This window comes from Roseibaca calidilacus (assembly GCF_001517585.1).
GTDB classification, from domain to species: Bacteria; Pseudomonadota; Alphaproteobacteria; order Rhodobacterales; family Rhodobacteraceae; genus Roseinatronobacter; species Roseinatronobacter calidilacus.
In genome coordinates this window covers 698,303-714,888 of sequence record NZ_FBYC01000004.1, presented here as the reverse complement: position 1 = coordinate 714,888, position 16,586 = coordinate 698,303, and the positions used below count along the sequence as shown (strand labels likewise).

General features: G+C 63.5%; 18 protein-coding genes. 5 read left to right on the top strand and 13 right to left on the bottom strand.

The genetic code is table 11. The features are described from left to right. Window positions 1-17: 17 nt before the first annotated feature. The 3 genes from hisG to hisS are packed head-to-tail and all read right to left on the bottom strand — an operon-like array spanning window position 18 to window position 3,438. Window positions 18-737, bottom strand: coding sequence for an ATP phosphoribosyltransferase (gene hisG, locus AWT76_RS06995; protein WP_072245706.1), 720 nt, complete (start codon window positions 735-737; stop codon window positions 18-20). Then, entirely contained in the window at window positions 734-1,810 is a 1,077-nt protein-coding gene (locus AWT76_RS06990) for an ATP phosphoribosyltransferase regulatory subunit (RefSeq protein WP_245638787.1), read from the bottom strand. Before AWT76_RS06990 ends, hisG begins: the two co-directional genes overlap by 4 nt. Then, the gene (gene hisS, locus AWT76_RS06985) at window positions 1,807-3,438 is read right to left on the bottom strand and encodes a histidine--tRNA ligase (protein WP_072245704.1); all 1,632 of its coding nucleotides are present in this window, start codon (window positions 3,436-3,438) and stop codon (window positions 1,807-1,809) included. The genes AWT76_RS06990 and hisS overlap by 4 nt, the downstream gene beginning before the upstream one ends. Before the next feature lie 172 nt (window positions 3,439-3,610). On the opposite strand from hisS, the gene AWT76_RS06980 reads away from it, so the two are divergent. After that, window positions 3,611-5,086, top strand: a complete 1,476-nt coding sequence (locus AWT76_RS06980) for a replicative DNA helicase (protein WP_072247561.1) — start codon at window positions 3,611-3,613, stop codon at window positions 5,084-5,086. A gap of 78 nt (window positions 5,087-5,164) precedes the next feature. On the opposite strand, the gene AWT76_RS06975 is transcribed toward AWT76_RS06980, so the two are convergent. Together AWT76_RS06975 and AWT76_RS06970 are read right to left on the bottom strand one after the other, a co-directional pair. Then, a complete protein-coding gene (locus AWT76_RS06975; protein WP_072245703.1) occupies window positions 5,165-5,860 on the bottom strand; it encodes an HAD family hydrolase in 696 nt (231 codons plus the stop codon). A gap of 61 nt (window positions 5,861-5,921) precedes the next feature. Continuing rightward, window positions 5,922-6,962: an aldo/keto reductase gene (locus AWT76_RS06970; RefSeq protein WP_072245702.1), complete on the bottom strand. Its 1,041-nt coding sequence runs from the start codon at window positions 6,960-6,962 to the stop codon at window positions 5,922-5,924. 127 nt (window positions 6,963-7,089) lie between these two features. Here AWT76_RS06970 and AWT76_RS06965 point away from each other — a divergent pair, with 127 nt between their 5' ends. Continuing rightward, window positions 7,090-7,707, top strand: coding sequence for an ImuA family protein (locus tag AWT76_RS06965; RefSeq protein ID WP_072245701.1), 618 nt, complete (start codon window positions 7,090-7,092; stop codon window positions 7,705-7,707). A gap of 248 nt (window positions 7,708-7,955) precedes the next feature. Here the strand turns inward: AWT76_RS06965 and AWT76_RS06960 are convergent, their stop codons facing one another. The 4 genes from AWT76_RS06960 to AWT76_RS17180 all read right to left on the bottom strand — a co-directional run bounded on the left by AWT76_RS06960 (window position 7,956) and on the right by AWT76_RS17180 (window position 9,739). Then, window positions 7,956-8,549, bottom strand: a complete 594-nt coding sequence (locus AWT76_RS06960; protein ID WP_072245700.1) for a 5-formyltetrahydrofolate cyclo-ligase — start codon at window positions 8,547-8,549, stop codon at window positions 7,956-7,958. Between the two features lie 63 nt (window positions 8,550-8,612). Next, on the bottom strand, window positions 8,613-8,813 hold the full coding sequence (locus AWT76_RS06955) for a hypothetical protein (RefSeq protein WP_072245699.1): 201 nt from the start codon (window positions 8,811-8,813) through the stop codon (window positions 8,613-8,615). 73 nt (window positions 8,814-8,886) lie between these two features. Continuing rightward, a complete protein-coding gene (gene gmk, locus AWT76_RS06950; protein WP_072245698.1) occupies window positions 8,887-9,528 on the bottom strand; it encodes a guanylate kinase in 642 nt (213 codons plus the stop codon). Between the two features lie 4 nt (window positions 9,529-9,532). Next, window positions 9,533-9,739: an endoribonuclease YicC domain-containing protein gene (locus tag AWT76_RS17180; protein WP_072245697.1), complete on the bottom strand. Its 207-nt coding sequence runs from the start codon at window positions 9,737-9,739 to the stop codon at window positions 9,533-9,535. 532 nt (window positions 9,740-10,271) lie between these two features. Here AWT76_RS17180 and AWT76_RS06935 point away from each other — a divergent pair. After that, entirely contained in the window at window positions 10,272-10,832 is a 561-nt protein-coding gene (locus AWT76_RS06935; protein ID WP_072245695.1) for a PAS domain-containing protein, read from the top strand. 52 nt (window positions 10,833-10,884) lie between these two features. Here AWT76_RS06935 and AWT76_RS06930 read toward each other — a convergent pair whose 3' ends face one another. Further along, complete coding sequence (locus AWT76_RS06930; RefSeq protein WP_072247560.1) at window positions 10,885-12,252, bottom strand: class II 3-deoxy-7-phosphoheptulonate synthase; 1,368 nt, start codon at window positions 12,250-12,252, stop codon at window positions 10,885-10,887. A 150-nt stretch (window positions 12,253-12,402) separates the two neighbouring features. On the opposite strand from AWT76_RS06930, the gene AWT76_RS06925 reads away from it, so the two are divergent. Next, window positions 12,403-13,380: a GlxA family transcriptional regulator gene (locus tag AWT76_RS06925; protein ID WP_072245694.1), complete on the top strand. Its 978-nt coding sequence runs from the start codon at window positions 12,403-12,405 to the stop codon at window positions 13,378-13,380. On the opposite strand, the gene AWT76_RS16930 is transcribed toward AWT76_RS06925, so the two are convergent. Further along, window positions 13,377-13,559 (bottom strand): sulfurtransferase TusA family protein, encoded by a 183-nt coding sequence (locus AWT76_RS16930; protein WP_072245693.1) that lies wholly within the window; start codon window positions 13,557-13,559, stop codon window positions 13,377-13,379. The genes AWT76_RS06925 and AWT76_RS16930 overlap by 4 nt on opposite strands. Between AWT76_RS16930 and AWT76_RS06915 the strand changes: the two genes are divergently transcribed. Beyond that, window positions 13,558-14,244 carry a hypothetical protein gene (locus AWT76_RS06915; RefSeq protein WP_072245692.1) on the top strand — a complete coding sequence of 229 codons (687 nt, stop codon included), beginning with the start codon at window positions 13,558-13,560 and terminating at the stop codon, window positions 14,242-14,244. The genes AWT76_RS16930 and AWT76_RS06915 overlap by 2 nt on opposite strands. Here AWT76_RS06915 and AWT76_RS06910 read toward each other — a convergent pair. Then, entirely contained in the window at window positions 14,230-15,459 is a 1,230-nt protein-coding gene (locus AWT76_RS06910) for a vWA domain-containing protein (protein ID WP_072245691.1), read from the bottom strand. The two genes, AWT76_RS06915 and AWT76_RS06910, sit on opposite strands and share 15 nt — an antisense overlap. Then, window positions 15,456-16,559, bottom strand: a complete 1,104-nt coding sequence (locus AWT76_RS06905; RefSeq protein WP_072245690.1) for an AAA family ATPase — start codon at window positions 16,557-16,559, stop codon at window positions 15,456-15,458. Before AWT76_RS06905 ends, AWT76_RS06910 begins: the two co-directional genes overlap by 4 nt. Window positions 16,560-16,586 lie beyond the last annotated feature (27 nt).

Sequence of the window (16,586 nt, the reverse complement as noted above, 5' to 3'; positions counted from 1 at the left end):
AGCTGGAAAGAAACCTTTTACCTATTGGGCAAAAACCCGTCTGGCAAAGCCAGATCCAGCTTGTGCGCCAATTGTTTCAGCGCCGCTGATGCTGGCCCCCAGAGTGCGATGCGCGACGCAAACAACGTGGCTTGCGAACGGTGAATGGGCGCGCCTTGCAAAATCTTCAGGTGATTGGCGCGCAGGGTTTCGCCTGTCGTGGTGATATCGGCCACAGCTTCGGCGGTCAGGTTGCGGATCGTGCCCTCGGTGGCACCTTGGCTGTCGACAAGTTGATAATCGGCCACGCCATGCGCGCGCAGATGTTCGCGCACCAAACGATGATACTTGGTGGCAATCCGCAAGCGGAACCCGTGGCGCGCGCGGAATGCCGCCGCCGCGGCATCCAGATCGTCCAGCGTCTCGACATCCACCCATGTGACCGGCACGGCCAGGATCAGGTCGGCATTGCCGAACCCCATAGGCGCCAGTTCCGCGACCGAGGCGGCCCAATCCGGCAGCGACTCGCGCACAAGGTCAGAGCCGGTCACGCCCAGATGAATCCGCCCCGCCGCCAATTCGCGCGGGATTTCACTGGCCGACAGAAGCACCAGTTCCACGCCGTCCACGCCCTCGACCGCACCGGCATATTCGCGCGCCGACCCGGTGCGCGCCAGCGTCAGGCCACGCTCGGTGAACCAATCAAAGCTCTGTTCCATCAAACGGCCCTTCGAGGGCACGCCAAGTTTCAAGGTCATGCCGCGCCCTCCAACCCTGCCAGCAGGTCGGGCCGGATCACACCGCCCACGGCCGGAATGGCACGCCCCTGCCCCAACACGGCCGTCAGCGCATCATAGCGCCCGCCGGTGGCCACGGGCGGCAGGTCGTCGCGCGCAATAAAGCCAAAGACGAAACCGTCGTAATATTCCATATTGGTGCGCCCGAAACTAGCCTCGAACGGCAGGGTTTCGGTGTCAATACCCTGCGCATCCAAGGCATCCAGCCGCGCCTCCAGACGGTCCAGCGCCGGGGCCAGCGCCGCCCAGCCCATGGCGCGCATCTGCGCCAGCGCGGCGCGCGCGGGGGCGGCAAGCTGCAACAGCGCTTCCAATGCCTGCGCTTGCTCGTCCGGGATGGGGGCGGCACCGGCATCCTCCAGAAGGGCGGCCACGCGCGCGGCGATCTCATCCTCTGCGCGCAGGCCCAGATGGGGGCCAGCCTCTGCCATCAACGCCTCCACGGGGGCCGCGCGCAAACGGTCCACCAAGGCAGCGCGGTCATCGGCCAACGGCCCTTGCCCGCGCATCCGCTCCAGCAGCGCGCGGAAGCGTTTGGGCCGCCAGACATGGCGCAAAAGCGCCGCGCGCCGCCGCTCGGTGGTGGACAGCCCCGCCACCGCAGCAGTCAGCAAGCCCATATCGCCGGTCACGGGGCGCAAGCCGTAGCCTTCCAGCAGGCGGGCGAACAGCGCGAACACCTCTGCATCGGCCGCGGCTTCCATATCGCGCGCGAACACCTCGTAGCCCACTTGCAGATATTCCCGCGCGCGCAGGCTGGATTGCTTGCGAAACACCGGCCCCGCATAGGCATAGCGTGCGGGTTCCGCGCCGCCTGCCATATGCGCCTGCACCACCGGCACGGTAAAATCAGGGCGCAGCATCATCTCGCCCAAGCTCGGGTCATGGGTGACATAGGCCCGCGCGCGGATATCCTCGCCATACAGGTCCAAAAGCGTGCCCGCCGGTTGCAGAATATCCGGCGTCACGCGCACGGCACCCGCATCCAGCATCTGGCCCAAAAGGCCCGTGGCGATATCCTCGGCCCGGCTCATGCGTAGCGGGCCAATATCTCGCGCACGGTGGCGACCATGTCGGCGCGCGGCACCTCGACCTGTTGGGTCTGCGATTTCCATTCCTCGACAGAGGCGTCGGCGGCGATCTGCGCGCCAAGGATCAGGTCTTTCACCTGCACCACGCCGCGCGCGGCCTCGTCCTCGCCCATGATGATGGCGACAGGGCTTTCGCGTTTATCGGCGTATTTCAACTGGTTGCCGAAATTCTTTGGGTTGCCCAGATACATCTCTGCGCGGATGCCCGCTTGGCGCAACTCGTTCACCAGCGCCATGTAATCGGCCATTTTGGTGCGGTCCATCACGGTCACAACCACCGGGCCTTGGGCGCGGCCCGGCCCCTTGCCCTTGGCGTCGAGTGCCGCCAGCAACCGGTCCACCCCGATGCTGACACCCGTCGCGGGCACCGTCTGGCCGGTGAAGCGCTTGACCAGATCATCATAGCGCCCGCCCCCCGCGACAGAGCCAAACTGACGCGGACGGCCCTTTTCGTCGAGGATTTCAAAGGTCAACTCCGCCTCAAAGACCGGGCCGGTATAGTAGCCAAGGCCGCGGACGACAGAAGGGTCGATGACGATGCGGTCGGGACCGTAGCCTTGGGCGTAAAGAAGGTCAACAATTTGGGCTAGTTCGTCCAATCCAGATTGACCCTCTTCCGAAGTTTCAATCAATTCTCCCAACACATCAAGGGCAGCTATACTGCGCGCATGATTGCCAGTTTGAGGCTTTTCGTTGCGCTTTTCGTAAGAAACTCGGACTGCTTTTTGAAACGAACTCAAATCCTCAAAACTCGCATCAAAGACTTCTTCAATAGCTCCTTCCAAGTCATTTATTAGCGTGTCGACCGCTTTTGACGCTTCCGCGAATTTGAGAATATGAGCAATTTTCGTCTCATCCAGCCCCGCCCCCTTCGTGAAATCCCCGCTCTCATCCTTTCGGCCTTCACCAAGAAGCGCGCGCACGCCGTCCACGCCCAAGCGGTCCAGCTTGTCGATGGCGCGCAGGACGATCCCGCGCTCGGCCTCAAACCGCGACGGGTCAGCCGGGTCCAGGATCCCCGCAACCTCCATCACGCCATTCAACACCTTCCGGTTATTCACCCGGATCACATAATCCCCGCGCGCGATCCCCACGGCTTCCAGCGCATCCGCCAGCATGGCGCAAATCTCTGCATCGGCCGCGACGGACGCCGCCCCGACCGTATCCGCATCGCATTGGTAAAACTGCCGAAACCGCCCTGGCCCCGGCTTCTCATTGCGCCACACTGGCCCCATGGCGAAGCGGCGATAGGGCGTGGGCAAATCCTGCCGGTATTGCGCGGCCACGCGGGCCAAGGGTGCGGTCAGATCGTAGCGCAGCGCCAGCCAGTCGTCATCTTCTTGCCACGCGAAGACGCCCTCATTCGGGCGGTCCACATCGGGCAGGAATTTGCCCAACGCCTCGACCGTTTCCACGGCGGATGTTTCCAGCGCGTCGAACCCGTAGCGGTGGTAGACCTCTGCGATCTTGTCCAGCATGGCGCGGCGCGCGCTTACCTCTGCGCCAAAGTAATCACGAAACCCTTTCGGGGTCTGCGCCTTGGGGCGGCTGGGGCCTTTGGTCTTGGCCATGATCTGGACGCTCCTGCTGGGGTGTTCTGTCGAGCTTGGCCTTAGCCCAAGGGGGGCCAAGGGGCAAGACCGGCGCTTTTCCACGGCTTATCCACAGAACTATACAGTTTGCGAATTTGCCCCGAATCCGATACACACAGGGCTTACCAGATATAGCGGTGGCATGGCCCAAATGAACGAAATCAGCACAATCCGCCCCGATGGCCCGGTGGAAACCCTGCCGCATAACATTGAAGCGGAACAGCAGCTTCTGGGCGCGATTCTGGTCAATAACGACATTTACGACCGCATCTCGTCCTTGGTGAAGCACGATCATTTCTACGAGCCCGTGCATCAGCGCATATTCGAGATCGCCAGCGCGCGGATTGCCAAGAACGCGCTGGCCTCTCCCGTCACGCTGAAAGCCTTCATGGAGGATGACGAGGGTCTGAAGGAACTGGGGGGTGCGGCTTACCTCGCGCGCTTGGCCGCCGCCGCTATTTCCGCCTATGCCGCGCGCGACTACGCGCAGATGATCTACGATCTGGCGGTGCGGCGCGACCTGATCCGGCTGGGCCAAGACATTGCCGCGCAAGCCTCGAAAATGGACGTGGCGTCCGAGCCGAAAGAGCAGATCGTCGAGGCCGAACAGCGGCTGTATAAACTGGCCGAGCAAGGCGTGGCCGAGCGTGGCTTTCAAAGCTTCCTCAAGGCCGTGACCGACGCCGTGCAGATGGCCAATGCCGCCTATCAGCGTGACGGGGGGTTGGCGGGCATTTCGACCGGGCTGATCGATCTGGACAAAAAGCTGGGCGGGCTGCACCCGTCGGATTTGCTGATCTTGGCGGGGCGGCCTTCGATGGGGAAAACCTCGCTTGCCACCAATATTGCCTTCAATATTGCCAAGGCCTACCGCACGGGCCGTCGGCCCGACGGGACCGAAGGCGCGATTGAAGGCGGCGCGGTCGGGTTCTTCAGCTTGGAAATGAGCGCCGAGCAATTGGCCGCGCGTATCCTGTCCGAAGCCGCCGAGGTGCCATCCGAGCAAATCCGCCGGGGCGACATGAGCGAGGCCGAGTTCCGCCGCTTTGTCGAAGCGGCAAAGGCGCTCGAATCCTGCCCGCTTTATATTGACGACACGCCCGCCCTGCCCATTTCCCAAGTTGCCGCCCGCGCCCGGCGGCTGAAGCGCACGCATGGGTTGGACGTGCTGATGGTGGACTATTTGCAGCTGTTGCGCGGCTCGTCCAAGGAAAGCCGCGTGCAAGAGGTGTCGGAAATCACCCAAGGGCTGAAGGCCATCGCCAAGGAGTTGAACATCCCCGTCATCGCGCTGTCGCAGCTGTCGCGCAACGTGGAATCGCGCGAAGACAAGCGGCCGCAACTGTCCGACCTGCGCGAATCCGGCTCTATTGAACAAGATGCCGATGTGGTGATGTTCGTCTACCGTGACGAATATTACCGCGAGCGCGAAAAACCTGGCGAGGATGAGTTGGACAAGATGGCCGCATGGCAAGCCAAGATGGAACAGGTCCATGGCAAGGCAGAGGTCATCATCGGCAAGCAGCGCCATGGCCCCATCGGCACGGTGGAGCTAAGCTTCGAAGGCCAGTTCACCCGGTTCGGCAGCCTTGTCAAACCATGGCAGCAGGATGGTGAGCGGTTCTGACCGAACGGGCGGGGCTGGTTTCGCGCGTTTGCCGATCTGGACTGCGCCGCCGCAAGGCAGCGGCAGCGCCGGGATGATTTAGGCAATATGATCGGGCAAATGCCCGATGTCGGGCAGCACCAGATCGGCATAGGGTGCAAGTGCGGCTTCATCCGCCATCCCCGTCAGCACGGCGATACAGACCATCCCCGCCGCCCGCCCGGCCAACAGGTCATGCGTGCTGTCGCCGACCATTGCCACGCTTTCGGGCGGCAGCCCCGCGCGGGCGGCAAAGCCCAACAGCATATCGGGCGCGGGTTTGGGTGTGTAGCCGCTGTCAAAGCCCAGAACATGCGCGAAATGCCCGGCAATTCCGGCGGCGTGCAAATGGGCATGGGCCGAATCTTGGGCATCATTCGTGGCCACGCCCAGCACCAGCCCGCGTGCGCGCAACCCTGCCAGCAACGGGTCAAGCGGCACCGGCGGCACCATTTGCGCCTTGGCAGAGCTTTCGATTAGGTAGCGCTCCAACCCGGCCACGCGATGCGCCGGCACAAGCGCGCGGATCAGCGCCGCACTCTCATCCAGCGTTCCGGCAATGACCGGCGAGGACGGATCAAACGCCTGCGCCGCGCGGTCAAATCGCAAGGCCTGCGCCAATGCCTCGGCGCGGGCCAAATCACCTTCGGAGAGCGTGTCGATCACAGCGCCCATCCACCCTGCCCAGCTTGCGGCAAAATCGAACAGCGTGCCGTCCTTGTCGAACAACACGGCACGCAAGGGGGGCAAGTGCATATTGGGCTCCGTCAAGGTGTCCGCGCGGGATAGTCCGCGCGGGTAACGGTTGAATGACAGCTTAGAACACCATCGGCATGGCGCGGTTCATCTGGTCGATTGCCGCGCGCATCTCTGGCGTGATCGTGACATCCACACCTTTCAGAATATGCGCAAGCTGTTCGGAGGTGGTTGCGCCAATGATGGGCAGGGTCGGCGCAGGTCGCGTCAATGTCCAATTGATCGCCATATGCACCGGGTCGATGCCGTGTTCATTGGCAATGGCCAGATAGCCGGAAACCGCTTCGAACACCCGCCCGGTAATGCGCCCGCCCAGATCGGCATTGCGGGAGCGGCGCGAATCGTCCGGGGTTACGTTGCCTGCGTATTTGCCGGTCAACAGCCCGGCGGCCAAGGGTGTATAGGCCAGAAGCGGGATATCCTCGTTCACGCACAGCTCTGCCATGTCCAAGTCGAAATAGCGGCACAGAAGCGAATATTCGTTCTGCACAGTCAGAACCCGCGGCAGCCCCTCTTCCTCTGCCAGCCGCAGCCACATCGCCGTGCCCCATGCGCTTTCATTCGACAAGGCGATATGGCGGATCTTGCCTGCCGCCACCAGCTCTGCCGCGAGGGTCAGGATCTCGCGCATATGGGCCACGGTTTCTGCCCGGTTCTGCCCTGACGGATCGAACCCCCAGCTTTTGCGGAAATGATAGGAACCGCGATTGGGCCAATGCAGTTGGTAGATGTCGATACAGTCCAGTTGCAACCGCTTGAGCGAGGCATCGACCGCGTCGCGCATCCGCGCGCCCGAGATCGGCACGCCGCCCGGCACCGCAACCGAGCCTTCACCGGTGATCTTGGTGGCGACCACGGCACCGGCCGGTTTGCGGCTGGCCAGCCAGCGCCCGACAATTTCCTCTGTCCGGCCCGCGGTTTCCAGCGTGACGGGGTTGACCGGATACATTTCTGCCGCGTCCAGAAAATTGATCCCCGCTTCCCATGCCATATCCATCTGGCGATGGGCGTCGGCCTCATCCGTCTGGCTGCCATAGGTCATTGTGCCCAGACAGTAATCCGAAACACTTAGGTCGCTGCGGCCCAATGTCCTTTTGCACATTCTGTCCATCCTTCTTCCAAGCAGGTTTGGACTGCAACTTACCCACTCTGGACCCAAGTTAAACCGTTTTCTTGCCTTGGTTCATCTTATGCGCAAATATAGAACAAATAATGAACAAGAGGATTCCATGCTGGATGATGGCACGCTTTTCCTGCCCGGCATCCTGACGCTGGCGCCCGGACGCGCGCATGAATTCTGCGGTCCGGCGCGGCGGGTTTTGGCCGCTTGGGCCATGGCTCAGAGCATGGCACCGGGGGCACCGGCGCTGTGGCTGCGGCTGCGGCACAATCCCGACCGGCTGTATCCGCATGGATTGGCGGAATGGGCCCTGCCGGGCGGCTTGGTGTTGGCAGAGGCCCCGCGCACCACCGAGTTGCTGGGCTGCGCCGAGGACGGGTTGCGCAGCGGTGCCTGCGCCTTGGTCGTGCTTGATCTGGCCGAACCCGTGGCCATGACCCCGTTGCGCCGCCTGCATCTGGCCGCAGAGGATGGCAGCGCGCGCCGCCCGGGAGGGGTGCGCGCGCTGGTGCTGACACCGGGCGACGGCGGAACGCCGGGGGTGGAAACCCGCTGGCATCTGGCCCCCTGCGCGGCGCGCGCGCGTTCGGCAGCAGACCCGGTGGGCGCGGCGTGGCGCTTGTCACGGCTGCGCGCGCGCATGACCCCGCCCGCATACTGGCATGTGCAGGATGATGGCGACGGGCTGCATCTGGTGGCTGGGGCCGACCCGCATATCCTGCCATAAAGCGTTCGGGAACAAGGTGTTACCCTATGCCTTGGGCATCCGTAACCCCATCGGTCTTGCCCAAGTCCTAGCCATGCACCGCGCGTAGGCCCGGTTAATTGTGGCCGCCTTGGTCAGAAAGATCGTGGCGAATGCCGACCTTCAGTCGCCCGCGCCAAATGCGCACCTATCGGATATGGCGACCGCACCGCCGCGCGGCCAGCACTGCGCGCCCCAAGCCCCGGGGCAGGTTCTGTGCGCCCCAAGCCTCAACACAAGCTGCCCGGCTCGGCACGCCCCGGCACTGTCACCAGCCCTTCCTCGGTCGCGATCAAGTCAAGCGGTTCATCCGTCTGCTCGATCGGAACCTCTGGCTGGGACTGCGCGCCATAGGCCAGCCCGATGGCCAAAACAGGGCCGCGCGCGCGCAACTGCGCGAGGGTGCGGTCATAAAACCCGCCGCCATAGCCCAAGCGGTAGCCGCGCGGGTCATAGGCCAGCAGCGGCGCGATCAGCACATCCGGCACCAGCAGATCAGCGGTAACAGGTATATCGGCACCGAATTGGCCACGCTGCATGGGGGTCTGTGCGCTCCAGCGATGAAACTCCAGCGGGGTTGCGCGTGCTGTGATAACCGGCACACAGACCGGGCCGGGGTGCGCCAGCATTGCCGGCAGGGGCGAGATTTCGGACCGCATCGGCATGTAGCCCGCCAGCACCACCTGCCCCAGTTGCGCGCCGAAGCGGGCCACCAAGATGTCAGAAATCACCGCGCAGGCGCGCTGCGCTGCCTGTGCACCGCCCGCAACATGCGCCACGGCCCGACGTTTGGCCGCTGCGTCCCGATGTGCTGCTTTGTTCATATGCCCGCCTGCCCTTTGCCCCTGCGCAATGCTACGACAACAGCACAGGCAGCAAGGGGTAAGCTACCCGCGTTGCGCCGATTTACGCGCCCAAACCGACATATCGCTGCGCGCCAGTTGAAGAGCAATGGACAGGAACAGGCCAAATGCCCCGCACAGGCCATACAGCACGCCGATATGACCCGCCGACATGCCAAGCAATAGCCCGTAGGCCAAGCCGGCTAAGGCAAACACCACGGCAACAATAAGATGCAAAACGATCATGCGAACCGCCCCTGACCCCAACACATGGAACTAAACTACCCAAAAAATATTGTCTAAAAATTAAGAGGCCACCTTATCCACGGTTGCGATCGAATTCGGCGTTTAGGCCGCGCACGAACTCGTTCAGGCCGGGTTGGCGGTCGCGGCGCAGGCGCTCACCCTCGATAATGCTTCGCAGGCTTGCTTCGGTGGCGTCCAGATCCTCGTTGACCAAAACATAATCATATTCGGCCCAATGGCTTATCTCATCACGGGATTTGCGCATCCGGTCGTCGATGACCGCGTCACTATCCTGCCCGCGACTGCGCAAGCGGCGGTCCAGTTCGGTAATCGAGGGCGGCAAGATAAAGATTGAGATCACATCCTTGCCAAGGCTGGAATTGCGCACCTGCTGCCCGCCCTGCCAGTCGATGTCGAAAAGCGTATCGCGCCCCGCTTCCATCGCCGCGACCACCGGCCCCTTGGGCGAGCCGTAGAAATTACCGAACACCTCTGCATGTTCCAGCATCTCTCCGGCCGCGACCATGGCGGCGAATTCGTCATGGCTGCGGAAATAATACTCGCGCCCGTCCACCTCTCCCGCACGCGGGGGGCGGGTGGTCGCGGATACGGAAAACCGCAAGCTGTCATCCCACGCCATCAGCCGTTTGGCCAAGGTGGATTTACCCGCACCCGACGGCGATGACAGGATAATAAGAAGCCCGCGTCGGATCATGCATTCACTCCAGGTTCTGAACTTGCTTGCGCATCTGCTCGGAGACGCTTTTCAACGCCAGACCAAGGCGCGTCAACTCCATATACCGGGCCTTGGCGCAGAGGGTGTTGGGCTTGTGGTCGAATTCCGACACCACAGGGTCAAGTCTGCGGACAGCAACCTGCGGGCAGGTGCTTGCCCAAATCTGCCCGGCCAATCGTGGCAGAATCATGGCCGTGGCGGTGCATGCTGCGCGATTTTGGAACCACCAGCGTGGGTGTCGCGCGCGCGATCAGGCCGGTTGGGGCCGCATAATGCTGCCCCCGAGCAGCGGGCTTGGACAGAGTTTGGCGCGCAGCACAATCCGCCGCAAAGATGCCCAGAGCGCGGGTCAACACGCGGCCGCGAAGACCGGGACCAACGCCCCGCGCAATGCGTCCCAAAGGCTGATTATGGTGTTATTTTTCAATGAAACCATAGGCTTCTGGCAAAGTCCGCAACCGCTTCAGCGCCCTGCCATGGGCCACGCACATTGCCATTTCCGAACGCCAGCCCTGCCCGAAGATTTGGCGGTCTTTGGCTAGTGAGGTAAAACCGGTCACAGCATTCAGCATCGGCGTGTCGCGCCCGCGACGGGAGCAATTAACCCTTTGCCAAGATTGTGGCAGAAAATGGACAAAATTTGGACTATTAAGGTCGCGTTAAGCGATCTTGCCCAATGATGAAACCCGGTGCCCGGCACCATTTGCGTAAAGAGACCGACCATGAGTGACACCATCTTCCCACGCCGGCCAGAAACCGAAGGCGACTTCCCTTTGATTGCCAAGGTCTGCGGCCATTGGGCAAGTTTGCGCACGCGCCATGCGCTGCCTGCGCGCGGGGCGCTCAGCCCAAGCGCCTTTGCCGAAGCCTTGCCGCATGTGTTCCTTGCGGAATTTGTCAGCGCGCGCGTGGCGCGAATCCGGCTGTGCGGGCATGGGGTGGAAGATGTCATGGGCATGGACCTGCGCGGAATGCCGCTGACAACGCTGTTCGGGACAGCGGCGCGCGCGGATATCATGACCGCGCTGGAACAAGTCGGGCGCGGGGTGCGCGCCACCCTATCCTTGCAGGCCGAACCGGGTTTCGGCCAGCCAGAGATGACGGCGCAATTGGCCCTGATGCCGCTGACCGGGGATGACGGGCGGATCACCCATGTTCTGGGCGTGCTAGAGCGGCGTGGCCAGATCGGGCGGCGTCCGCGCCGGTTTTCCACCGCCATTGCTGCGCCCGCAACAGAGGACAGCGCGCCCAAGCTGCGGCTTATCATCGGGGGCAAGCAGTAAACAGGGCCGGGTCGGCCTGCGCCGCCCGGCCCTGTTTTGCTATGCCGCGTGGTTACATGGCCGCGGCCAGTGCCTCGCGGCGGCCCAGCAATTCTTCCGCCACCAAGAAAGCCAGTTCCAAAGACTGGCTGGCATTCAGGCGCGGGTCACAGGCGGTATGGTAGCGCTGCGACAGGTCTTCGTCGCTGACAGCGTGCAGCCCACCGGTGCATTCGGTCACATCCTTGCCCGTCATCTCGAAATGCACGCCGCCGGGAATGGTGCCTTCGGCGTTGTGAACGGCGAAGAATTCACGCACCTCGCGCAGGATGGAATCGAAGGGCCGGGTTTTATACCCGGTCGAGGATTTGATGACATTGCCATGCATCGGATCGCAGGTCCAAAGCACATTCGCGCCTTCTTCCTGCACCGCTTTTATCAGGCGCGGCAGGTGGTCGCCCACTTGGCCCGCGCCAAAGCGCGCGATCAGGGTCAGGCGCCCGGCCTCGTTTTCCGGGTTCAGCTTGGCCAGCAGCACTTTCAGGTCATCCGCGCTTAGCGAGGGACCACATTTCAGGCCAATCGGGTTCTGCACGCCGCGGCAGAATTCGACATGCGCGCCATCGGGCTGGCGGGTGCGGTCGCCGATCCAGATCAGATGGCCGGACCCGGCAATATTCTGCCCGCTGGTCGAATCCACGCGGCACAGCGCTTCTTCATATTCCAGCAACAACGCTTCGTGGCTGGTGTAGAAATCCACCGTGGCCAGATCGCGGCTGGTTTCCGACGTGATCCCGGCAGCCGTCAGAAAATCCAGCGTATCCGAAATGCGTGCGGTCATCTCGCGGTAGCGTTCGGCCTTGTCGCCCTCGGCAAAGCCCAGCGTCCAGGAATGCACGCGGTGCATATCGGCATAGCCGCCGGTTGAAAACGCGCGCAGCAGGTTCAGGCTGGCTGCCGCTTGGGTGTAGGCTTGCAACATGCGGCTGGGGTCGGGAATGCGCGCCTCTGGCGTGAAATCGAACCCGTTGATGATGTCGCCCCGGTAGCTGGGCAATTCTACCCCACCCACGGTTTCCATCGGTGCAGAGCGCGGCTTGGCAAATTGGCCCGCCATGCGCCCCACTTTCACCACCGGCACCTTGGCACCATAGGTCAGCACAATCGCCATCTGCAACAGCACCTTGAACGTGTCGCGGATGCTGTCGGCGTTGAATTCGGCAAAGCTTTCGGCGCAATCGCCGCCTTGCAGCAAGAACGCCTCGCCGCGTGCGGCCGCGCCCAGTTTGCGTTTCAGCGCGCGCGCTTCACCGGCAAAGACCAGCGGCGGGTAGCTGGCCAATCGCGCCTCGACCTGCGCCAGTGCGTTTGCATCGGGATAGTCGGGCATCTGGATGCGCGGTTTTTGCCGCCATGAGGATTTTGTCCAGTCTTGTGTCATCATGCCCTCCGGGAAACTGATTGCGCAACCACGTCACGCCTGCCGCCCCTATACAAAAGCCATCCCCCGCTTGCAAATGCGTTTGCCCTTGCGCGAGAAAATGAAACCTGATTGTGTCGCGCAACTCCGCGACTTCAGTGATCGTCCAGCATGTCCCAGCCTTCCAGCCAGACCAGCCCAGCCCATGTGGCGTTCTTGTTGCTAGACCGCTTTACCCTGATCGCCTTCGCCGCCGCGATCGAACCCTTGCGGCTGGCCAATCGGGTTGCCGGACGAACGCTGTATACATGGCAGCTTGTCAGCGAAACCGGCGGAGCTGTGACATGCTCGAACGGCACACAGGTTACCGTCACATCAAAGATGGACGATCTGCCCGCCGACAGCCTGATCGTGGTTTGTGGCGGGGTCGATGTGCAGCGCGCAACCCATGCCGGGGTACTGTCATGGCTGCGCAAGCGCGCGCGCTATGGCAACCGCATTGGCGGGGTCTGCACCGCCGCCTGGGCGCTGGCCAAGGCAGGGCTACTGGACGGCAAGCGCGCGACCATCCATTGGGAAAACTTCAACGCCATGGCAGAGGAGTTTCCCGAAGTGGACCTTGCGCGCTCTGTTTTCGTGGTCGATGGCGCGCGGGTGACGGCGGCGGGGGGCGTTGCCTCTCTGGATATGACCTTGGCGCTGATCGCGTCAGCACATGGCAGCGACCTTGCCAATGCGGTCGCCGACCAACTTGTTTATTCCGCGATCCGCACCAACCGCGACACGCAACGCCTGTCGATTCCCGCGCGCATTGGCGTGCGCCACCCCAAGCTGGCCCGCGTGGTCGAGATAATGGAAAGCCATATCGAAGACCCGATCAGCCCATCCGACCTGGCCGAAGCCGTGGACATGTCCACCCGCCAGTTGGAACGCCTGTTCCGCCGCTACCTGAACCGCAGCCCCAAGCGGTATTACATGGAATTGCGGTTGGAGCGCGCGCGCAACCTGTTGATGCAGACCGATATGAGCGTCATCAACGTGGCCTTGGCGGCGGGTTTTACCTCGCCTTCGCATTTCTCAAAATGCTACCGCGCGCATTATGACACAACGCCCTACCGCGAACGCGGCGCGCATGGCGAAGACGGCTAACACCCACCCTGCCGGATGACATAAAGCTGCGCGCCGTCACTGTCGGACTGTGACAGCAGGTCATGCCCGGACCCGGCGCAGACATGCGGCAAGCCCACACCCGCAACCGGGTCTTCGCCCAGCACGCGCAGGGAAAGCGAAACTTGACAGTGCGCGCGCACAGCGCAGTTATGGCGCATGTTCCTTGTGACCCGATCCACCGTCGCCAATCGCGGCGCGCTGCATATTCGGCAAGTGCCGCGCAAATTCATGGGGCGCACGGCACTTTGGCCGCGGGGCGGCAGCCTGTCGCTTTGGGCGCGGCTGGTGTTCGAGGTGGAATTTCTGCGCTATATGGCAGCCCTTATGCCCTTCGTGGTGGCGACACTTATCTGGCGCGACTATGCGCTGGCTATTGCACAAGCCCCCATTCCCATGCTGATCCTGATCTATCTGGTCGAAGCGCGCCTGCTGCGCGTGCCACCCGGCCAGCGCGCAGCACTTGTGTCAGAGGCAGAGGCCGAACGCGGCTTGGACCTGTTGCGCAGCCGCGCGCGCCGCATCCTGACCAAACTTGCCGCCGGGCGCGGGGTCGCAGCCGGGCGGCTGCATTTGGTCATCGAACAATCCGAGATGCTGCGCATCGCACCCCTGTCGCTGGTGTCGGTGCAATCCGAAGACGGCCCGGCAATTCTGGACCTGACGCAAGAAGAACGCGCGCTGGTGAACAGCACGTTGTTCCAACCGCCGCTGACCGAGCGGGATTTGCAGAAAATCGGCCTTGCCCGCAAGATCGCGCTGCATGATATCGGATTGGACGCGCGTGAAATCTCTGCCCATGCCCGATTGGCGGCAATGAGGGCCGCGCGCTCAGGCGCTCAGTGACAGCACATGCCCGAACGGCGCTTGCTTTGGGTCGGCCTGCGGCGTGGCCCAGATGACCGGAAAGCGCGGGCGCGCGCCCATCGGCCCGTCCATATCCGACAGGATGACCAGCGCCGATGGCGCCAATTCCGCCGCGCGTGCCATGACGGGCCGAAAATCGGTGCCGCCGCCTTGGGGCAACTCCAGCGTGGCCAGCGTGGCGCGGGCGGTCGCAGGGTCAAGCGCCATGTCATGGTGCAGCCCTTCGTCAAAACTCAACAAATGCAGCGACGCCTGCACGCGCCGCGCAATTGCCTGCACTTCAGCTAGCAGCAACCGCAGGCTATCATCCGCCAGCGACGCGGAACAATCGAGGGCTAACACAATGCGCGGGGCCGCGCCTTGCCAGCGCATGCGCGGTTGGAAGGGTGGCAGGGGGGCGTTGGTCTGCAAGGCCCGCCCTGCCCCGGCCAGCCATGCGCGGGATGGGCGAAGGGGTGCCGGTTTGGGGCGGCGCAGCGTGGCGCGCGCCAGCAAGCGGCGCAGCACCACCTCCCACGGGGTGCGTGGGGCGGGCCAGTCGGCCATGCGCCGCCCCAACACCCCCAAGCCGAACCCTGCCGTCGCCCCCGCCGCCATGGCCCGCGCCAGATGCGCGCGCCATTCGGCTTGGCCCGTGCCGCCGGTATCGTTGCCTTTGCCGCCGCCATTCGCGCCGCAGGGGCGCAGGTCGGGCTTTTGGCCGTCTTCTTGTGCTTGCCTGCGCGCGCGGCCCGCACCTTCAGGCGTGTCGGCCATGCGCCGATACAGGCGCTCGCAATCCCAATCGGCCAGCCCGCCCTGTTCGTTCAAGCGGACCAGCAGTTTCGACAGCGTCAAAGCCGGGCGCGGCAGCGCATGGCCTGCTTGTTCAATCGCTTCATTCACGATGGCATCAGATGCGATCTGCCATAGATCAGGCGCAAAGCCCGCGCCCATGCGCGCTTCCATGGCGGCCATGCGGTCGGAATGTTGCAACGCCACATGCAGAATGTGATGGCCCGCAAGCCCCAATTGCTCATGCGCTGGCAGGGCCGCGAAGCCGGGGCCATAACGGATAAGCGTGCCGGTGGTTTCCGCCGGGGCCTCCAACCCCTCGGCGTCGCGATGCTGGCACCACAGCGACAGCGCCGCCAGCGCCGGGTCCGCTTCGGTCAGCGCTTGCAGCGCGCGGGTTGCGCGCGCCGAATGGGTCATTCCAGCCCCGCCGCGCGCCGTTCCTCGGCATAGGCGGCATAGGCGGGTGAGTCGAGAAATGCCTCTGCCATGTCATTGTCCAGCGCCTTGCGGATCAGCATCTCAAAGCCATGCGCGCCCAGTTCGGCCAAGGGCATGGCGTTGAACGGTGCGTCGCGCAAGGACCGCGCTTCGGCCATGATCTCTATGCAAGCGCCCATATTCCCCGCATCCGCCCGCGCCACCAGCGCATAAATCAACGCGGTCATGCCGTGCATGGAAGGGGGATAAAGCGCAGGGCGGTCCTTTGGCTTGGCCGCCAGCAGGTCGTCAATCTGCACCGTCGCCGCGATCTCATCCGCGATCAGCAGGAATTCGGCGGCCACCGCTTCGCCCAGCACGCCGCCAATGGCGGTGTTGCGCAGGCTACGGTCCGGCAAAGCCCGCATCAGCGCCGACACCCGCGCCCAAGATCGTGGTGTGCAGGCGATCATATCGCCGCGGCGCAGCGCCGCCTCATTCGTGTCCAGCAGGTCGGGGCGCGTGCGGATAAAGGCAATGACCGCAGGGTCCAGCCCTTGCGGCACGGCATAGCCCTGCACCCAATCGCCTGCTTCCGCCACAAGGTTCAGATGCACCAAGCGGTCCGACAGCGCGCTGCCCATCTCATAGGCAATCGCGCCATCCTCGACCGTGTTGCCCGCCGCGACCACGAAACAACTGTCGGGCAAACGGTGCGGCCCGACGCGGCGCTCTTGCAGCAGCCCGTAAACCGTGGGCTGCAACTGGGGCGCTGCGGCGGTCAGCTCATCCAGAAACAGCACCGACGGGGTGGCGGGGTCATCGGGCAAATCCTCTGGCCGGAACCAGATGGTGCGCTGGCGGTCCATGTCGAAAAACGGCAAGCCGCGCAGGTCTTGCGGTTCAATGGTTGTCAGGCGCAGGTCAAACAACCGCGCGCCAATGCGGCCCGCCAGCGTCTGCACCACCTCTGTTTTGCCAATGCCAGGGCGGCCATGCAGCATCCAGCTTGCGGTCAGCGCACCTGCGCTTTGCGCCTGCCAACCGGCCAGCAACAAATCCAGCGCGCGGCCGGTGGTTATGGGGGGTGCGTTGACCATATCTTGCCCTTTGCCGCGATGTTACGG

Coding starts and splice junctions, on each gene's coding strand:
- AWT76_RS06965 (WP_072245701.1), top strand. CDS start 7,090: ATGCTGGATGATGGCACGCTTTTCCTGCCCGGCATCCTGACGCTGGCG.
- AWT76_RS06970 (WP_072245702.1), bottom strand. CDS start 6,962: ATGTGCAAAAGGACATTGGGCCGCAGCGACCTAAGTGTTTCGGATTAC.
- hisS (WP_072245704.1), bottom strand. CDS start 3,438: ATGGCCAAGACCAAAGGCCCCAGCCGCCCCAAGGCGCAGACCCCGAAA.
- AWT76_RS17180 (WP_072245697.1), bottom strand. CDS start 9,739: ATGATTCTGCCACGATTGGCCGGGCAGATTTGGGCAAGCACCTGCCCG.
- AWT76_RS06935 (WP_072245695.1), top strand. CDS start 10,272: ATGAGTGACACCATCTTCCCACGCCGGCCAGAAACCGAAGGCGACTTC.
- AWT76_RS06925 (WP_072245694.1), top strand. CDS start 12,403: ATGTCCCAGCCTTCCAGCCAGACCAGCCCAGCCCATGTGGCGTTCTTG.
- AWT76_RS06960 (WP_072245700.1), bottom strand. CDS start 8,549: ATGAACAAAGCAGCACATCGGGACGCAGCGGCCAAACGTCGGGCCGTG.
- AWT76_RS06905 (WP_072245690.1), bottom strand. CDS start 16,559: ATGGTCAACGCACCCCCCATAACCACCGGCCGCGCGCTGGATTTGTTG.
- AWT76_RS06930 (WP_072247560.1), bottom strand. CDS start 12,252: ATGACACAAGACTGGACAAAATCCTCATGGCGGCAAAAACCGCGCATC.
- AWT76_RS06980 (WP_072247561.1), top strand. CDS start 3,611: ATGAACGAAATCAGCACAATCCGCCCCGATGGCCCGGTGGAAACCCTG.
- AWT76_RS16930 (WP_072245693.1), bottom strand. CDS start 13,559: ATGCGCCATAACTGCGCTGTGCGCGCGCACTGTCAAGTTTCGCTTTCC.
- AWT76_RS06975 (WP_072245703.1), bottom strand. CDS start 5,860: ATGCACTTGCCCCCCTTGCGTGCCGTGTTGTTCGACAAGGACGGCACG.
- AWT76_RS06910 (WP_072245691.1), bottom strand. CDS start 15,459: ATGACCCATTCGGCGCGCGCAACCCGCGCGCTGCAAGCGCTGACCGAA.
- AWT76_RS06990 (WP_245638787.1), bottom strand. CDS start 1,810: ATGAGCCGGGCCGAGGATATCGCCACGGGCCTTTTGGGCCAGATGCTG.
- AWT76_RS06955 (WP_072245699.1), bottom strand. CDS start 8,813: ATGATCGTTTTGCATCTTATTGTTGCCGTGGTGTTTGCCTTAGCCGGC.
- gmk (WP_072245698.1), bottom strand. CDS start 9,528: ATGATCCGACGCGGGCTTCTTATTATCCTGTCATCGCCGTCGGGTGCG.
- AWT76_RS06915 (WP_072245692.1), top strand. CDS start 13,558: ATGTTCCTTGTGACCCGATCCACCGTCGCCAATCGCGGCGCGCTGCAT.
- hisG (WP_072245706.1), bottom strand. CDS start 737: ATGACCTTGAAACTTGGCGTGCCCTCGAAGGGCCGTTTGATGGAACAG.